Genomic DNA, 16,804 nt, shown 5'->3' on the forward strand with positions numbered 1-16,804 from the left:
TGTTTTTTTGTGGTAAATTAATCATATAGGAGAACGGTATGCTTTTTAATACCTAAAATTAAGAAAATTAAAAAAGGGCTGATGAATCAAATAAATGATTCATCAGTCCTTTAAATTATAGAGCCGGAATTATTAATGAATGAGCTTTTATTCTATTAACTGTTTAATTATCTTTCCTTTGCTAACTCTCAATCTAAAGGTCAATAATCACCTTATTCATATCTGAATGTTGCTATCTTATCCCCAATGCAATTCGTGCATATCGCGACATTCTATCTGTCGTCCACGCAGGATACCATACGAGTTTGACCTCGACATCTTTGACCTCTTCAATATCTCGGACTGCTTCGTGAATTTCTTCAGTGATAACATCGGCTAATGGACACCCCATAGTTGTTAACGTCATTTTAACTACACATAGGCCGTTCTCTTCAAAATCCACATCGTAAATCAATCCAAGATTGACAATATCTATACCTAACTCTGGGTCGATGACTGTTTCTAACGCCGCCATGACCTTTCCTTTTAGTTCATTTAATTCATCTTCATTCCATGAATGTTCTGTCATGCTATACCTCCTCATCCATTTTCTCTATCATACCGTTATTTTTATTTGTTGTAAACGAGAAAAGAATAGCGTTAGCGTTAAAACATTTGCTCCCGGAAAAAACGTGACATCTCAAGCGTTATCGTATACGGTACTTTATGTTCATCATCTGTTGCTGTGAAACGCATGCGACGGCCGTATTCTTCATTTTTATGGGTATTGTAAAAATGATAGGTAGGTTGAAATGGCACGACACCATCTTGTCTTCCATGCCACAGATGAAATGGACGACCTGCTATTTTGTCAGGCGCACGTCCTAAATCATAAGGCTCTAGCTTTTGCTTCATCGTAGCTACCATTGCTTCAGGGAACGTGAAATTCAAGCGTTTTTGTCCTTCTGAGACGAGCATGTCCATAAACTCGGAGTAATTTGGCGCCCCCATTAAACAGCTTGCTGCTTTAATTCGTGGTTCACTTGCAAATAACCCACATGTCGTAATGCCTCCCATGGACAAGCCTGTGACACCAACATGCTCCCAATCCGCCAATCCTTTTGTCACAAAATAATCAACTAACATCGGAAACTCTTCAATATTTTGAATGACAATATCCCAAAACTCCGCATAATGGTGTTCAACACTCGGGCCTACTTGGCGTTCTCCATGATACAACGCATCTGGCAAAATGGCTCGTATGCCTTGTTTTGCAAGTTCGTATCCGTGTACTAATACGGATTCTTTTTGACTCGTCCACCCATGATAAAAAAAGACTAAAGGAATAGATTTTTCAGCGTGCTCAGCTTGAACCACCTCTAAAAATGGGACGTTGTTAATCGTATGATGTTTGACAATAATCATTTTATCAGCTCCTGTCTGCTGTTCAATTTATACAGTCTATTTTACATGAACATCCGTTAAAAAAACAACTTATAAGCTAACTAGGATCCGTATAACTCACCGATTAGTTTTGCTTGTTCTTCAGGTGTTAAAAACTGTCCGTACAGTTCTTCCGTTGGTAAAACATTAATCAATGCTAACTCATCGACTTCATAAACTTGTTTGTGTAAATCGTATAACTCATAGCGACTGATTACCATCATCATGACAGACCGCTCTTCTTTACTAATTCCTCCGTAAGCCGGTAAAACTGTAATACCTCGTGCAATTTTCTGTTTTACATTTTCGATGATTGCTTCATTATCTTTTTGTGAAATAATAAAGACGGTTAGACGATGACCACTTGTATGAAGCTTATCAATCAAAACACTTAAAGCATAAATAGAGATAATCGTATAGATTGCTTTTTCCCAATCAAACAATAGCCCCGCAAAAAAAACAATGGCTAAATTCATCGCAAAAACAAGGCTACCTACAGATTTTCCTGTTGATTTAGCAATAATGACTGAAAGTAAATCAAAACCTCCTGTCGTAAAGCCAAATTTTAAACATAGACCAGCACCTATTCCGACAATCACCCCTCCTACTATCGCATTAAGTAGTGGATTCTCTGTTATCACCATTTCAGGAACAAGCATCGTCGCAATCGACATCCACGTTACTGTTAATAAGCTATAAAGCGTAGACTTCGCTCCTAACTTCCACCATCCTAATAAAAATATGGGGATGTTTAAAATAAAAATTAACAACCCTGTATTCAATTCTAAGTTTAAAAATCGAACTAGGACGCCCGACACTAATTGGGCGACGCCATTAACTCCTGCTGAAAAAATATTGGCAGGTATTAAAAAATAATTAAGCGAAATAGCTGATAAAATACCTGTTAAAAAAACAACTGAGAGCTTTATAAATGTATCATGTTTAATCCAATGACTACCTAAAAATTTCACAAAAAGACCACCTTTAACTGTTATAAAATCATCGTACTACACTTCGAACAATAACTAAAGTGAAAAATATATTGTCAGAATAATCTAAACATGATATAGTTAACAATCATAAAAGGAGGTTAACAATGAAACGATTATCTTTGAAAGAATTACTATTAATTGCACAAGGTGCGGTCATTATCGCGGTCTGTTCACAACTAACGATTCCACTTGGCTTCGTGCCTATTACCGGACAGACCTTTGCGATTGGTTTAATTGCGACTATTTTCCCACCACTTCTTAGCACGACAATGGTGGCCGTCTATTTATTAATGGGAGCAATTGGTTTGCCTGTCTTCGCAGGTTTTTCTGGTGGATTAGGCGCATTATTTGGCCCAACTGGTGGCTTTCTTTTCGCTTTTTTACTGAATGCTTGGATAACTAGCTGGTTGATTACACGTTATAAAGACACATTTACTTGGGCATTAGTCGCCAATTTAATAGGAGCGTTCGTGACCATGATTGGCGGCACAATCTGGCTAAAAATAGCGATTAACCAAACATGGCCAGCTGCTTTTACAATGGCTTTTACTCCCTTTATTTTACCCGGTATTATCAAAGCGATTGCTGCCTCTTACATTGGTTTAAAAGTAAAGCACATTTTTTATTTACGTTTCGCAAGCTAACTATTTGTAAGTAAGTCAAAATTGCGTTATATTTTGTTTACCACTTAAGAAAAGAGGAATTCTAATGTATCGACAAAATTTTGACTTTAAAACTGTCACACTTAATGCGGTTGACTTAAAAAAAATGAAACATTTTTATCAAGAAATTATGGGACTTCATGTCATTCAGGAAACTGATGATGTATTATATTTAGGTTTAAAAAATTCATCTGAGGCATTACTAAAAATCGTCCGTGTAGATACCGCTGTTACTTTGACCGCAGGGCTGTATCATATTGCCTATCTTCTACCAAGTCGAAAAGATTTAGGGAACTTTTTATATCATCTTGCAGAAAGCCATTACCCAATAGTTGGCGCAAGTGACCATGCCTACAGTGAAGCTGTCTATTTAAATGACCCCGAAGGAAATGGTATTGAAGTATATGCAGATCGCCCGGAGAACGTATGGAATAAACGTGAAAATGGGATTATTATGGGGATTACGGAACGTATGGATATAGAAAGTGTTCTAAACGAAGGGGACCAGCATTTTGAGACATTACCGATTGACACTATTATTGGTCACGTACATTTATCTGTAACTGATGTCGAAACATCTAATCATTTTTATGAAACGATTCTCGGATTTACCAATACTTCTCAGTTTGGTAATCAAGTCGCGTTTTACGGCATGGACGGTTACCATCATCAGTTAGCAGCGAATATTTGGCAAACTAACCATACGGCGAAAAACAACCCATTTACACCAGGCTTAGCTCGAATTCATGTGCAAGTCTCCCCTGAGCTACTAGAGCAAACTGTCACAAACATGAAAAACGAAAATTATTCTTATAATTTTCATGACCATCATTTATCTTTCGATGACCCTAACGGTATTTCTTATATTTTCACTACATAAAAAAAGACCTTTTGACATAAATGTCAAAAGGTCTTTTTACTTGATATCCTAATAAATTAACGACGTAATTCTTTAATACGTGCTGATTTACCGTGACGATCGCGGATATAGTATAATTTAGCACGACGTACTTTACCACGACGTACTACGTCAATTTTTTCTACACGTGGTGTGTGAACTGGGAAAGTTCTTTCAACGCCAACGCCGTTAGAAATTTTACGTACAGTGTAAGTTTCGCTAATACCAGTACCTTGACGTTTAATACATACGCCTTCAAATAACTGGATACGCTCACGTTCACCCTCTACAACTTTTGCGTGGACACGTAATGTGTCACCTGCACGAAATTCTGGGATGTCACTGCGTAATTGTTCGCTAGTGATTGATGCAATTAATGGATTCATTTTATCCTTCTCCTTATTCCAAACACTCATATGAGCTAATGTCACAGCGGAATGTCGTAATAGTTGTGAGTTTTTACTCACCAAAACATCATAGCACAAGCCTATGTTGTTGTAAAGAAAAAACTAAAACAAGCTAAATATAACGTCGTTTTGTATACTGACGTAACTCGATTTTACGGTCATTTATCATTTGCATTAGTTGGTCAGAAAACTCTTCTAAAACAAGACGTCCGCCTTTGTAAGTGTAGGCACCCACTTTACGGATTTGTTCTGGGTCCATGACAACTTTACGATGCGAGATTTTACTAAAAAACTCCTCTACCATAAAAGTAGGTAAATAATAATGATTCTGAGCACAAAATGATTGCAAATAAATAAAATCATCAATGGTAATCATGACATTATCTAAATCTGATAATATTTGATAATCTGGTACATCGCGAATCGCGTTTTTTAATAAAACATCTCGCTTTTGAAGAATTTCTTGTATCTTATGATTAAGTAAGTTGAGTGCATCTATTTCGCGCATTTTTTCTTTCATAATTTCGCGACGGTCAAACTCCTTCATCATCGTATTGAAGGTAAATCTCATTCCAATAATAGCAATTAGCGCTCCGAGTAACACACCGATAAATCCTGCCAAATTCTTCCCCTCTTTTCATTGATAGATGTCTATACTATACCACATTTTCGCGAATGAGTGAAAGATGAACCGATTTGATTGACCTTTGTTGACCTTTGTTTTAAACTTAAGATATGAAGTATACGATGCTTTGTGCTAAAATAAGAAAGAAACTTTTATAGGAGGCTACAACATGAATTTAATACCTACAGTCATTGAACAATCTGCCAGAGGAGAGCGTGCTTATGACATCTACTCTCGTTTATTAAAAGATCGCATTATTATGTTGAGCGGTCCCATTGACGATAATGTCGCAAACTCAGTGATTGCGCAATTACTCTTTTTAGATGCACAAGATTCAGAAAAAGATATTTATATTTATATTAACTCACCAGGTGGAAGCGTATCGGCTGGACTTGCTATTTATGATACGATGAATTTTGTTAAATCTGACGTTCAAACAATCGTGTTAGGAATGGCAGCATCAATGGGAAGCTTTTTATTAACAGCTGGAACAAAAGGTAAACGTTTTGCTTTACCAAATGCCGAAATCATGATTCACCAACCTCTAGGTGGCGCACAAGGTCAAGCAACGGAAATTGAAATTGCCGCACGTCATATCTTAAACACTCGCGAGCGACTTAATCGCATTTTAGCGGAACGTACTGGTCAACCTATCGAAAAAATCGCACAGGATACAGACCGTGATAACTTTATGACCGCTGAGCAAGCAAAAGAATATGGTTTAATTGACGAAGTAATGGTAAATAGTCAAGGCTTAAAATAGTACAACTCGATATAAACATAAAAAAACTGACGCTTTAATATAAGCGTCAGTTTTTTTGCTTTTCTTCTCTTAGTTTGTCAGCAAATTCATTAATTTTACGAATACGATGGTTAATCCCTGATTTTGAAATCGCACCAGACGGCACCATCTCTCCGAGTTCTTTTAAACTAACTTCAGGATGTTCTAAACGTAATTCAGCAATTTCTTTTAGCTTTTCTGATAGGTGTCCCAATCCAACAGTTTGGTCAATATACTCGATGTTTTCAATTTGCTTAGAAGCTGCATCTATCGTTTTCGTAAGATTAGCGGTTTCACAATTGACTAAACGATTGACAGAATTTCGCATGTCCCGTATAACGCGTACATCTTCAAATTTAAGCATACTGCTAGTCGCACCAATTAAAACGAGAAAATCTGAAATATCTTCTGCCCCTTTTAAATAAGTAATATACCCATTACGACGATTTAACGTTCGCGCATTGAATGAAAAATATGTCATCATCTCTTTTAATTCTTCACTATGTGCTTCGTATAACGAATATATCTCTAAATGGTAACGACTTGTTTCTGGATTGTTAACCGAGCCACCTGCTAAAAAGGCCCCTCTTAAATAAGCTTTCATTTTTTCAACATTTCCCATAATAAGCGGAGAAATTTGATTGCTTAACATCCCATCTTCATAAATATCTAAATCCGCCAATATTTCTGACGTATTTTGCATGAGCCTAACAATATAAATATTATTTTTCTTCAATTTCATTTTTCGTCGTACGATAAATTCACATTGGACGTCATAATAATCTCGTATCAATGTATAAATACGACGCGCTATCGCAGCATTCTCCGTTTGAACATTTAAAACAAAATGACGATTGGAAAGCGACAATGCGCCATTCATCCGAATTAATGCCGCTAGCTCAGCTTTTGCTATTTCACGACTTACTTCTAATGTGGTCAGTTCTTTTTTGACATCGGAAGCAAAAGACATATAAATCCCCTTCCTTCCTCTTTAACTATACCTAGAACCGAATACAATCCGAAATAACTCTTCTACTACTTTGTCTCCATCATGAAAGGCACCGCCATCACGCAATTCTAAAAAGTCAGCGGAAATGACGCGACAACCTTGATTACGCAACCCTTTAAAATCATGAGCGACTTGTACAAGGTATTCGTCATACGTTTCACGATCCATATAATCGTGTGGAACAGGCTCAGTATTTACTAAAATTGTATCGACAAACGATTCTCCTAAATGATCGTGTAACACCTCAATATGATTGCAATCTGAGAAATGCTCTGTTTCTCCCTTTTGTGTCATAATATTGCAGATATAGACAACTTCTGCTGGTGACTTCTTAACAGCATCTCCTATTTCTTTAATCATCAAATTAGGCAAGATACTTGTAAATAAACTACCCGGTCCTAAAACAATCATATCGGCATCCATAATCGCTTGCACTACTTTACGAGAGGCACGAGGTTCCTCGTCATCTCCTGTATTCGTGACATGGACACGTTGAATTTGTTTGCCATTTTGACCGATTGTAGACTCGCCCATTGCAGTCGAACCATCCGTATATGTCGCATGCAAGGTCAATGATTTCTCAGAAGCTGGATAAACTGCTCCTTCAACTTGCATAATTTTACTTAAGATTTGTATCGCTTCGTATGTGCTAGATTTCATTTCAGACAATGCCGCAATAATTAAGTTCCCAACCGAATGATTAGCTAAAAATTCATCACTCTCGTGAAAACGATACTGAAATAAATCTTCAAAAACTTGAGGCATCTCCGACAGTGAAACTAAAACATTTCTCAAATCCCCAGGTGGTGAAATATTAACCGATTTGCGTAATGAACCGCTGCTCCCCCCATCATCAGCAACCGTCACAATCGCTGTAATATCAGCACTTTGGTCCTTTAATCCTTTTAAAATAACAGGTAAACCAGTCCCACCACCTATCACCACGATTTTAGGCTTACGGATACGATAGGTCTTCATGAACGATTCACCGTTTCTTTACGTTTTCCACGGTCACGATGGGTAGTGTTTACGTGAAATTCAGTCGTTTCTTTTATATCTTGACTCAAACGCTCTGTTAATGCCACAGAACGATGTTGTCCGCCCGTACATCCAATTGCAATCGTCAGACTTGTTTTTCCTTCTTTTTTATAACCAGGCAAAATCGAAATCACTAAGTCTTTAAATTGTTGATAAAACTGCTCTGTTTCTTCAAAAGACATCACGTAATCGTAAACGGGTTGATCCATTCCAGTGAGTGGTTGTAATTCTGGTATGTAATGTGGATTCGGTAAAAAACGTACGTCCATTACGATGTCAGCATCAATCGGCAGCCCATATTTAAACCCGAATGAAACGGCTTCGACACGGAATGTTTTAGTATCGGCACTTTTAAATTCATGAATGATTTGTTCACGCAATTGACGAGGCGTCAGATTAGTCGTATCGATAACGGTTGACTCCGCTTTAATATCAGCTAACATTAAGCGTTCGCGTTGAATCCCATCAGTGACTAAGCCATCCATCGCGAGTGGGTGGGTACGACGTGTTTCTTTGTACCTTGATACTAGTTCTTCATCTGAAGCATCTAAAAACAAAACATTAGTTTCAATCATTTTAGTGTTCTCTAATTCAACTAACGTATCTTGTAATTCTTCAAAAAACGAACGAGAACGTAAATCAATCACCAACGCGAGTTTCGTAACCTTTCCTGATTCTTTAATTAATTCCCAAAATTTTGGTAATAAACTTGGTGGCATATTATCAACACAGAAAAATCCCATGTCTTCAAAACTTTGCATTGCAACGGTTTTACCGGCACCACTCATTCCAGTGATGACGACTAGTTTTAATGTTTCAATCATTTAATCATCTCCTTCAATCTTCTTATATAGTATAACACAGCCGGGCGTATCATGGTATCCATTCGATATAAAAACACACTGTGAACTCACTGACATACAATGAGTTCACAGTGTGTTGATGGATGGTTAAATGACTTCTATCCAACCCTCTGGTGCTTCAACATCACCAAACTGAATACCTGTTAAGAGTTTGTAAAGTTGTTGCGTAATTGGTCCGACTTCTGTTTCTGAATAGAAAACGTGGAAATCATCATGCGTTTGAATCCCACCAATCGGAGAAATAACGGCCGCTGTACCACACGCTCCTGCTTCTTTGTAATCATCCAATTGGTTAATAAATATTGGCTCCTCGGCTACCTCTAACCCTAAAGCATGCTCTGCTAAATATAACAAAGAATACTTAGTAATACTTGGTAAGATAGACGGTGACTTAGGTGTCACGAATCGATCATCCTTCGTGATAGCAAAGAAGTTCGCAGCTCCGACTTCTTCAATTTGTGTATGGGTTGCTGGGTCTAAATAAATACAATCACTAAATTGTCTATCTTTCGCCTCTTTCCCTGGCATTAAACTGCTAGCATAATTTCCTCCGACTTTTGCTGCCCCTGTTCCTTGTGGAGCCGCACGGTCATAATCCGATACGATAAAATTGGTCGGAGCTAACCCGCCTTTGAAATATGGGCCAACTGGTAAAACAAAAATCGAAAATAGATATTCTGTTGCAGGAGCCACCCCGATGTTATCACCGACACCAATCATATACGGACGGATATAAAGTGTACTACCTGATTCATAAGGTGGCACCCATGCTTCATTGGCTGCTACAACTTGCTTGACAGCTTCTGCAAACTTATCCTCAGGAAATGATGGCATTAATAAGCGTTCACAACTTTTACGCATACGCTTTGCATTTTCATCTGGACGGAAAAGTTGGATTTTTCCATCTTTACGACGATACGCTTTCATTCCTTCAAAACAACTTTGTCCATAATGTAATGCTGGAGACCCTTCACTAATCGTAATTTGATTATCTGAAACTAAAGCACCATTATCCCACTGGCCATCTTTCCAGTATGATACAAAACGTTTATCAGTTTTAATATACGAAAATCCTAAATTTTCCCAGTCTAAGGTTTCTGGGGTCACATTATTTGTTTTTGTCATCGCAATTCCTCCTGTATAAAATGATATTTTATCTAGTGTATCATTAAAAACTCATGAGATACAGAGTTTTTTACATAATAACAAAAAAACACTTTACAAATAACCATTATTTGTAAAGTGTTTTGACTTTTATTTTAAAACATTTTTGAGATACTGCCCTGTATAGCTTTCTTCTACACTGGCAATCTCTTCAGGGGTTCCAGTCGCTATCACTGTCCCGCCACCTGCACCACCTTCTGGACCTAAGTCAATGACGTGGTCGGCTGTTTTGATCACATCAAGATTGTGTTCAATCACTAAAACCGTATTTCCCGCATCTACTAAACGATTTAAGACTTCTAATAATCGTTTAATATCATCAGAATGTAAGCCCGTTGTCGGCTCATCTAAAATATAAAAACTTTGGCCACTTTGTCGTTTGTGAAGCTCACTCGCTAATTTCATTCGCTGTGCTTCACCACCAGATAAGGTAGTCGCTGGCTGTCCAAGCGTAATATATCCCAGCCCAACATCGACTATGGTTTGCAGCTTTCGCTGAATTTTTGGAATTGATTCAAAAAATTCAACCGCTTCTTCAACTCGCATTTCTAAAACATCTGCGATATTTTTCCCTTTATAATGAACTTCTAACGTTTCAGAGTTATAACGTTTTCCATGACATACTTCACATGGAACATAGACGTCAGGCAAAAAGTGCATTTCAATTTTAATAATACCGTCTCCACGACAAGCTTCACAGCGCCCGCCTTTTACGTTAAAACTAAAACGGCCTTTTTTATAGCCACGAACCTTCGCTTCATTTGTCATCGCAAATAAATCGCGAATATCGTCAAATACGCTAGTGTAAGTTGCGGGATTACTTCTTGGTGTCCGACCAATAGGACTTTGGTCAATATCGATAATTTTTTCAATCGTTTCATAGCCTGTTATTTCACGATATTTACCGGGACGCACACTGTTACCATTTAGCTTTTGAGCCAAAGCGCGTTTTAAGATACTGTTAACGAGCGTACTTTTACCCGAACCAGATACCCCTGTCACTGCTACGAATTGCCCCATTGGAAAATCAACATCGATATTTTTTAAATTATTTTCTGCTGCTCCTTTAACTTGGACGTATTGCCCGGTTGACGGACGACGTTTTTCAGGCACGGCTATTTGTTTCTTACCAGATAAATACTGCCCTGTTAAAGAATTTTCTTGTGCTTCCACTTCTTCAGGAGTCCCTGCTGCCACGATTTCGCCGCCGTGTTCACCGGCACCAGGTCCGATATCGATTAAATAGTCAGCTGCTCGCATCGTGTCTTCATCATGCTCGACTACGATTAACGTATTACCTAAATCTCGCATTTTTTTCAGGGACTCAATCAGACGGTCGTTATCACGCTGATGTAACCCTATTGAGGGTTCGTCTAAAATATACATGACACCTGACAAGTTCGAGCCAATTTGTGTCGCTAATCTAATACGCTGAGCCTCACCACCTGAAAGTGTACCCGATGCACGACTTAATGTTAAATAGTCTAATCCGACATTTTCTAAAAATGTCAATCGGTCTATTAATTCTTTTAAAATTGGACGAGCGATGAGTTGATGCTGTTTGGAAAGTGTCAACTCTCTAAAAAATGTCAACGCGTCGGTAATCGACAAGGCCGTCACTTCACCAATATGCTTACCGGCTACTTTAACAGATAAGGCTTGCGGATTTAATCGATATCCATGACAACTTTGACATTGTAACTCTGTCATATATAAACGCATTTGTTCGCGCGTATAGTCACTGTTTGTTTCATGATAGCGACGGTTAATGTTATTCAAGACGCCTTCAAACGGAACTTCCACATCTCGAACGCCTCCAAAGTCATTTTCATAATGAAAATGAAACGTTTGTCCGTTTGACCCTTTTAATACTAAATCTTTAGCGGTTTGTGGTAGCTCTTCAAAAGGCGTATCCATATCGATATCAAATGCTAGACATGCTTGTTCTAGCATTTGCGGATAATAATTCGAGCTAATCGGATTCCAAGGCACTAACGCTCCTTCACGCAACGTTTTCTTTTTATCTGGTACAACTAAGTCTGGGTCGACTTCTAATTTAATACTCAATCCGTCACAATCTGGACACGCTCCAAACGGCGCATTAAAAGAGAACAAACGCGGTTCCAATTCGCCTATCGTAAACCCACAGTACGGACACGCATAATGCTCACTAAAGAGTATTTCTTCTTGTCCCATCACATCGACTAAAGCATAACCTTCTGCTAAACGTAGCGCCGCTTCAAATGAATCAAACAAACGAGAACGAATACCTTCTTTCACGATAATTCGGTCGATGACAATCGCAATCGAATGTTTTTTATTTTTTTCTAATTCTGGGACTTCTGTCACATCATACGTTTCGCCATCAACACGCACACGAACGTATCCTTGTTTTTTAATCATCTCAAATACTTTTTTATGTTGCCCTTTTTTCTTAACAATAATCGGCGCGAGAAGTTGAATTTTCGAGCGTTCTTCCAACGCCATGACTCTGTCGACCATTTGTTCGACAGATTGACTTGCAATTTCCGTGCCGTCATTAGGACAAATCGGCGTCCCTACTCTAGCATATAAAAGTCGCAAGTAGTCATAAATCTCTGTAACAGTTCCAACAGTAGAACGTGGATTTTTACTGGTCGTCTTTTGGTCGATTGAAATAGCTGGACTAAGTCCATCAATACTATCGACATCCGGTTTATCCATTTGTCCTAAAAACTGACGGGCGTAAGAAGATAAGCTTTCTACATACCGTCTTTGTCCTTCAGCATAAAGAGTATCAAATGCCAACGAACTTTTCCCAGAGCCCGATAACCCCGTTACAACTACGAGTTGATCCCGTGGTATCGTGACATCAATATTTTTCAAATTATGAGCACGCGCACCGTGTATTACAATCTTATCATTTGCCATGCTATCTCCTCCTGAATCCTATCTTTTTCCCTTTAATTCTAATAATGCATCACGCAAGGTAGCCGCCCTTTCAAAATCTAATGCTTTGGCCGCTTCTTTCATTTCATGTTCCATTTCCAGCATGACTTTTTCTTTTTCAGATTTATCTAAATTCGCATAGTTATCTACTAAGCTAAATGATTCGTCTTCTTCTGCCACTTTTGAAATGCGAATTAAATCGCGAATTTCTTTTTTAATAGTTTTTGGTACAATACCATGTTCTTCGTTATAAGCTTGTTGAATTTCACGGCGTCGAGCAGTTTCGTCCATTGCTTTTTTCATTGAGTCAGTTATTTTATCAGCATACATGATGACGCGACCATTTTCATTACGCGCGGCTCGTCCGATTGTTTGGACTAACGAACGCTCACTTCTCAAGAAGCCTTCCTTATCGGCATCTAATATGGCGATTAAAGAAACTTCTGGCACGTCCAACCCTTCACGCAGTAAGTTAATACCAATAAGTACATCGTATTCTCCTAAACGTAAATCGCGAATTAATTCTGTTCTTTCTAACGTCTTAATGTCACTATGTAAATATTTGACTTTCATCCCTAACTCTTTTAAATAATCGGTTAAATCTTCCGACATCTTTTTGGTTAAAGTCGTGACAAACACCCGTTCGTCGCGGTCAACGCGCTCATTGATTTCCCCGACTAGGTCATCAATTTGCCCCATAATTGGACGAACTTCGATTAACGGATCTAATAAACCAGTCGGGCGAATAATTTGCTCGACAACAGTATCCGTTCTTTCTAATTCATAAGGTCCTGGTGTAGCTGAAACATAAATAATCTGATTCACGTGTTTCTCAAATTCTTCTAAACGCAAGGGACGGTTATCCAAAGCACTTGGCAAACGAAAACCGTGGTCAACTAACATTTTCTTACGCGCTTGGTCACCGTTATACATACCACGAATTTGCGGTAAGCTTACGTGCGACTCATCAGCGACGATTAGAAAATCTTCTGGGAAAAAGTCTAATAAGGTGTAAGGCGCTTCTCCCGGTTCACGTCCGTCCATATGACGAGAGTAATTTTCAATACCCGAACAATATCCCATTTCACGCATCATTTCAATATCGTAATTCGTCCGTTGTTCTAAGCGTTGAGCTTCAAGCAACTGGTCGTTTGCTCTTAACTCTGCTAATCGCTCTTTTAACTCTGCTTGAATTTTTTCAATCGACGTCTCCATATGAGCTGCATCCGTTACGAAGTGAGTCGCTGGAAAAATAGAAACATGTTTACGATCGGCTAATATTTCTCCCGTTAGCGCATCAACTTCACGAATACGCTCGATTTCATCTCCAAAAAACTCAACGCGCAAAGCATGTTCATCGCGAGAAGCTGGAAAAATCTCGACAACATCTCCACGGACACGAAAACGTCCACGTTGAAAATCAATATCATTGCGCTCAAACTGAATCGTTATAAGACGTTCTAATAATTCTTGGCGGTCAATTTCCATACCTTCTCGAAGTGATAAAACTTTCGCTTGATATTCGTTTGGATCACCCAATCCATAAATACAAGAAACTGAAGCTACCACAATCACATCGTTACGTTCTAACAACGAACTTGTTGCCGAGTGACGCAGTTTGTCTATTTCATCATTCACGCTCGCATCTTTTTCGATAAATGTATCACTACTTGGAACATAGGCTTCCGGCTGATAGTAATCATAATAACTAACAAAATACTCGACTGCATTGTTAGGAAAAAACTCTTTAAATTCGCTGTACAACTGACCAGCTAACGTCTTATTATGTGCAATGACCAAGGTGGGTTTATTTACTTCTTGAATAACATTTGAAATAGTAAAAGTCTTTCCTGTTCCAGTCGCACCTAATAAAATTTGTTCTTTTTTATTGTTTTTTAAGCCTGTCACTAGCTGTTTAATTGCTTCTGGTTGATCGCCATTTGGCTGATAATTGGATACTAATTGAAACTGTCTATTCTCTTCACGTTCAATCATAAGTCCGCTCCTTTTACTCTTAAATCGTGTTGTCTAATACTCTCTATTTTAACATAGCGAACATACTTTCGCTATTATTTCGGTTTATTTTACTCGTCTAATACGATAAAAAAGAGTGGTTCACACCACTCTTTAAAATGTGTATTCTGATGTCTTGCCTCCACCATGTTCATAAGTGAGATTTTCCATTTCTTTAGGAAAAATAATTTCTGTATATAACGGAGAGATGGTGTCATAAAATCCAAGTGAGGCATACGACATGTCATTTAACTGATAACTATACCCTTTTCTGATAGGTGTTTCCACCTCATCTGAAAATGTGATATATTTCGTCGAACGACTAATTTTATACAGTTTATCATGTGCTTTAAAATAATAAAGGTAACGTGTACTCCCCAGATAAGTGATAACATCTTCTTCCAAAATCTCTGACTTATCATATAGACCAATTTCTTCTATTTTGGGTTTGTCTAATAATTTTGCTGGATGATAATGATAATACTGATAACGAAATACCTTTGGACGTCGATCGCGCATTGCCGGTGTTACTAAACGCGATAAATGATCATAGTCTTTTGTTGACTTTGTTCCAGATATCATGGCATAGATAAGTCCGCTTCCTGTTAATACTATGATAAACAACGTCAGATATCTCATCTTCTTTTTTAAAGGAAAACGATACAGTAAAAAGAAAATTAAAACAAATAAAACCAATCCTGTTATAAGAAATAAAATGGGAAGCGTGATATAAATAAATTTTTCTGAAGCTAACCACTCATCTGCCGTCATATTAGCTTTCTCCTTTCGTACTCCCACGAATAATTAACTCTGGGTCAAACAAGCGGTTGCCTTGAGGTGCTCCTTTTTGTTCAATTTTATTCAACAGCATTTTAGCACAAGCTGACCCCATTTCCACCACATTTTGTTTAATCGTCGTCAATCTTGGATAGGCAATTTGATCTAAAAACACCCCGTCAAAACCGACTATACCAAAATCATGTGGAATTGTTGCTTCTTTTGCTAGTAATCCTCGCTGAATACCAAATGCCAAACGATCGGAACTGCATACAAAGGCGGTGTTTTTTGAAAAGCTTGCAAAATTTTCATCGATGTATCGGGCTGTGTAGCGTGAGCGATTATCAAATTTTAAAATTTGAGGAAGCATATCCGCCTCTTGCATCGCATTAATATACCCTGCTTCTCTAGAGAATTCAAAAGGCTCCATAACATCAATTCCGATAAAAATGATATGCTCGTATCCACAGGCAAGCGCATGTTTCGTCGCCAAATAAGTGCCTTGTTGATTATTAGTATCAACAAAATCATAGCCATAGCGATTTTCTCCAAAAAGGATGACAGGTTTCTCGATTCCATTTATCCAGTCATAATCCTTATCACGCATTCCCGTAATGATATAGCCGTCACATTGTCCAATATCAAAACTGTTCTCTGACACAAGTTGCAAGGAATACTGATGATTATCTAATTCTTTTGAAATTCCCATCAACAAATTCATGTAGTATGGTTCAGTCGTATCCATCTCTTCTAAGATAAAAAGTTTAATCACTTGCGTGCGATTATGTGCCAATGCTTTTGCCGCCACATTAGGCTTATAATTGAGTTCTTTCATTGCCTGAAATACTAATTCTTTTAACTCATCCGTGACTTGCTCTGGATGATTAATCACTCTTGAAACTGTCATTTTTGATACATTTGCTCGTTTGGCAACATCGGTTAGCGTAACCATTTTGTTCCTCCTAGACCATTCCTTTAATAAGCTTATTATAGCGATTTTAAAAATAAATTGCTAGCTGATTTTAATTTTGGGGGTTGACAATGTAATTTAAGCATGAGATAGTAAGACACAATAAAATAAAAAAATCAGAAAAGAACAGTAGTGATGAATTTCAGCGTTCAGAGAATTGACGGTTGGTGCGAGTCAAACAGGATTCAATCATGAATTACATCTTTTTAACAAGCTGATTCGTTTCATCTCACGATAGCAGATGATAAAGATGAC

At 38.0% G+C, this 16,804-nt stretch carries 16 protein-coding genes; 3 read left to right on the top strand and 13 right to left on the bottom strand.

The window, feature by feature from the left end; translation table 11 throughout:
* Nucleotides 1–232 precede the first annotated feature (232 nt).
* The 3 genes from CBF33_RS08820 to CBF33_RS08830 form a co-directional block, all read right to left on the bottom strand.
* Nucleotides 233–568, bottom strand: coding sequence for a metal-sulfur cluster assembly factor (locus CBF33_RS08820; protein ID WP_126763511.1), 336 nt, complete (start codon nt 566–568; stop codon nt 233–235).
* Between the two features lie 77 nt (nt 569–645).
* Nucleotides 646–1,404: a prolyl oligopeptidase family serine peptidase gene (locus CBF33_RS08825; protein ID WP_126763513.1), complete on the bottom strand. Its 759-nt coding sequence runs from the start codon at nt 1,402–1,404 to the stop codon at nt 646–648.
* A gap of 80 nt (nt 1,405–1,484) precedes the next feature.
* The gene (locus tag CBF33_RS08830) at nt 1,485–2,393 is read right to left on the bottom strand and encodes a YitT family protein (protein WP_126763515.1); all 909 of its coding nucleotides are present in this window, start codon (nt 2,391–2,393) and stop codon (nt 1,485–1,487) included.
* A 125-nt stretch (nt 2,394–2,518) separates the two neighbouring features.
* Between CBF33_RS08830 and CBF33_RS08835 the strand changes: the two genes are divergently transcribed.
* Together CBF33_RS08835 and CBF33_RS08840 are read left to right on the top strand one after the other, a co-directional pair.
* The gene (locus CBF33_RS08835; RefSeq protein WP_023605588.1) at nt 2,519–3,058 is read left to right on the top strand and encodes a biotin transporter BioY; all 540 of its coding nucleotides are present in this window, start codon (nt 2,519–2,521) and stop codon (nt 3,056–3,058) included.
* A gap of 64 nt (nt 3,059–3,122) precedes the next feature.
* On the top strand, nt 3,123–3,956 hold the full coding sequence (locus tag CBF33_RS08840) for a VOC family protein (protein ID WP_126763517.1): 834 nt from the start codon (nt 3,123–3,125) through the stop codon (nt 3,954–3,956).
* A 56-nt stretch (nt 3,957–4,012) separates the two neighbouring features.
* Here the strand turns inward: CBF33_RS08840 and rplS are convergent, their stop codons facing one another.
* Both rplS and CBF33_RS08850 read right to left on the bottom strand, forming a co-directional pair.
* Nucleotides 4,013–4,360, bottom strand: a complete 348-nt coding sequence (gene rplS, locus CBF33_RS08845) for a 50S ribosomal protein L19 (RefSeq protein WP_126763519.1) — start codon at nt 4,358–4,360, stop codon at nt 4,013–4,015.
* 133 nt (nt 4,361–4,493) lie between these two features.
* Nucleotides 4,494–5,003, bottom strand: coding sequence for a hypothetical protein (locus CBF33_RS08850; protein ID WP_126763521.1), 510 nt, complete (start codon nt 5,001–5,003; stop codon nt 4,494–4,496).
* 172 nt (nt 5,004–5,175) lie between these two features.
* Between CBF33_RS08850 and clpP the strand changes: the two genes are divergently transcribed.
* Nucleotides 5,176–5,769, top strand: a complete 594-nt coding sequence (gene clpP, locus CBF33_RS08855; protein ID WP_023605592.1) for an ATP-dependent Clp endopeptidase proteolytic subunit ClpP — start codon at nt 5,176–5,178, stop codon at nt 5,767–5,769.
* Between the two features lie 46 nt (nt 5,770–5,815).
* On the opposite strand, the gene whiA is transcribed toward clpP, so the two are convergent.
* The 8 genes from whiA to CBF33_RS08895 form a co-directional block, all read right to left on the bottom strand.
* Nucleotides 5,816–6,757, bottom strand: a complete 942-nt coding sequence (gene whiA / locus CBF33_RS08860) for a DNA-binding protein WhiA (protein WP_126763523.1) — start codon at nt 6,755–6,757, stop codon at nt 5,816–5,818.
* Nucleotides 6,758–6,778: 21 nt separating this feature from the next.
* On the bottom strand, nt 6,779–7,774 hold the full coding sequence (locus tag CBF33_RS08865; RefSeq protein ID WP_126763525.1) for a gluconeogenesis factor YvcK family protein: 996 nt from the start codon (nt 7,772–7,774) through the stop codon (nt 6,779–6,781).
* A complete protein-coding gene (gene rapZ, locus CBF33_RS08870; protein ID WP_023606372.1) occupies nt 7,771–8,658 on the bottom strand; it encodes an RNase adapter RapZ in 888 nt (295 codons plus the stop codon). The genes CBF33_RS08865 and rapZ overlap by 4 nt, the downstream gene beginning before the upstream one ends.
* A 126-nt stretch (nt 8,659–8,784) precedes the next feature.
* Nucleotides 8,785–9,822, bottom strand: a complete 1,038-nt coding sequence (locus tag CBF33_RS08875) for a branched-chain amino acid aminotransferase (RefSeq protein ID WP_126763527.1) — start codon at nt 9,820–9,822, stop codon at nt 8,785–8,787.
* A 129-nt stretch (nt 9,823–9,951) separates the two neighbouring features.
* Entirely contained in the window at nt 9,952–12,771 is a 2,820-nt protein-coding gene (uvrA, locus tag CBF33_RS08880) for an excinuclease ABC subunit UvrA (protein WP_126763529.1), read from the bottom strand.
* Between the two features lie 18 nt (nt 12,772–12,789).
* Entirely contained in the window at nt 12,790–14,784 is a 1,995-nt protein-coding gene (gene uvrB, locus CBF33_RS08885) for an excinuclease ABC subunit UvrB (protein ID WP_126763531.1), read from the bottom strand.
* A gap of 132 nt (nt 14,785–14,916) precedes the next feature.
* Nucleotides 14,917–15,573, bottom strand: coding sequence for a hypothetical protein (locus tag CBF33_RS08890; RefSeq protein ID WP_126763533.1), 657 nt, complete (start codon nt 15,571–15,573; stop codon nt 14,917–14,919).
* Between the two features lies 1 nt (nt 15,574).
* Nucleotides 15,575–16,531, bottom strand: coding sequence for a LacI family DNA-binding transcriptional regulator (locus tag CBF33_RS08895; RefSeq protein WP_126763535.1), 957 nt, complete (start codon nt 16,529–16,531; stop codon nt 15,575–15,577).
* Nucleotides 16,532–16,804: the final 273 nt, after the last annotated feature.

It is taken from the genome of Vagococcus lutrae (genome assembly GCF_003987555.1).
GTDB lineage: Bacteria > Bacillota > Bacilli > Lactobacillales > Vagococcaceae > Vagococcus_A > Vagococcus_A lutrae.

What these genes read in the sequence shown, in the direction of transcription:
- CBF33_RS08890 (WP_126763533.1), bottom strand. Translation starts at nt 15,573, where the DNA reads ATGACGGCAGATGAGTGGTTAGCTTCAGAAAAATTTATTTATATCACG.
- CBF33_RS08840 (WP_126763517.1), top strand. Translation starts at nt 3,123, where the DNA reads ATGTATCGACAAAATTTTGACTTTAAAACTGTCACACTTAATGCGGTT.
- uvrB (WP_126763531.1), bottom strand. Translation starts at nt 14,784, where the DNA reads ATGATTGAACGTGAAGAGAATAGACAGTTTCAATTAGTATCCAATTAT.
- CBF33_RS08825 (WP_126763513.1), bottom strand. Translation starts at nt 1,404, where the DNA reads ATGATTATTGTCAAACATCATACGATTAACAACGTCCCATTTTTAGAG.
- uvrA (WP_126763529.1), bottom strand. Translation starts at nt 12,771, where the DNA reads ATGGCAAATGATAAGATTGTAATACACGGTGCGCGTGCTCATAATTTG.
- CBF33_RS08820 (WP_126763511.1), bottom strand. Translation starts at nt 568, where the DNA reads ATGACAGAACATTCATGGAATGAAGATGAATTAAATGAACTAAAAGGA.
- CBF33_RS08895 (WP_126763535.1), bottom strand. Translation starts at nt 16,531, where the DNA reads ATGGTTACGCTAACCGATGTTGCCAAACGAGCAAATGTATCAAAAATG.
- whiA (WP_126763523.1), bottom strand. Translation starts at nt 6,757, where the DNA reads ATGTCTTTTGCTTCCGATGTCAAAAAAGAACTGACCACATTAGAAGTA.
- CBF33_RS08865 (WP_126763525.1), bottom strand. Translation starts at nt 7,774, where the DNA reads ATGAAGACCTATCGTATCCGTAAGCCTAAAATCGTGGTGATAGGTGGT.
- clpP (WP_023605592.1), top strand. Translation starts at nt 5,176, where the DNA reads ATGAATTTAATACCTACAGTCATTGAACAATCTGCCAGAGGAGAGCGT.
- CBF33_RS08875 (WP_126763527.1), bottom strand. Translation starts at nt 9,822, where the DNA reads ATGACAAAAACAAATAATGTGACCCCAGAAACCTTAGACTGGGAAAAT.
- rplS (WP_126763519.1), bottom strand. Translation starts at nt 4,360, where the DNA reads ATGAATCCATTAATTGCATCAATCACTAGCGAACAATTACGCAGTGAC.
- rapZ (WP_023606372.1), bottom strand. Translation starts at nt 8,658, where the DNA reads ATGATTGAAACATTAAAACTAGTCGTCATCACTGGAATGAGTGGTGCC.
- CBF33_RS08835 (WP_023605588.1), top strand. Translation starts at nt 2,519, where the DNA reads ATGAAACGATTATCTTTGAAAGAATTACTATTAATTGCACAAGGTGCG.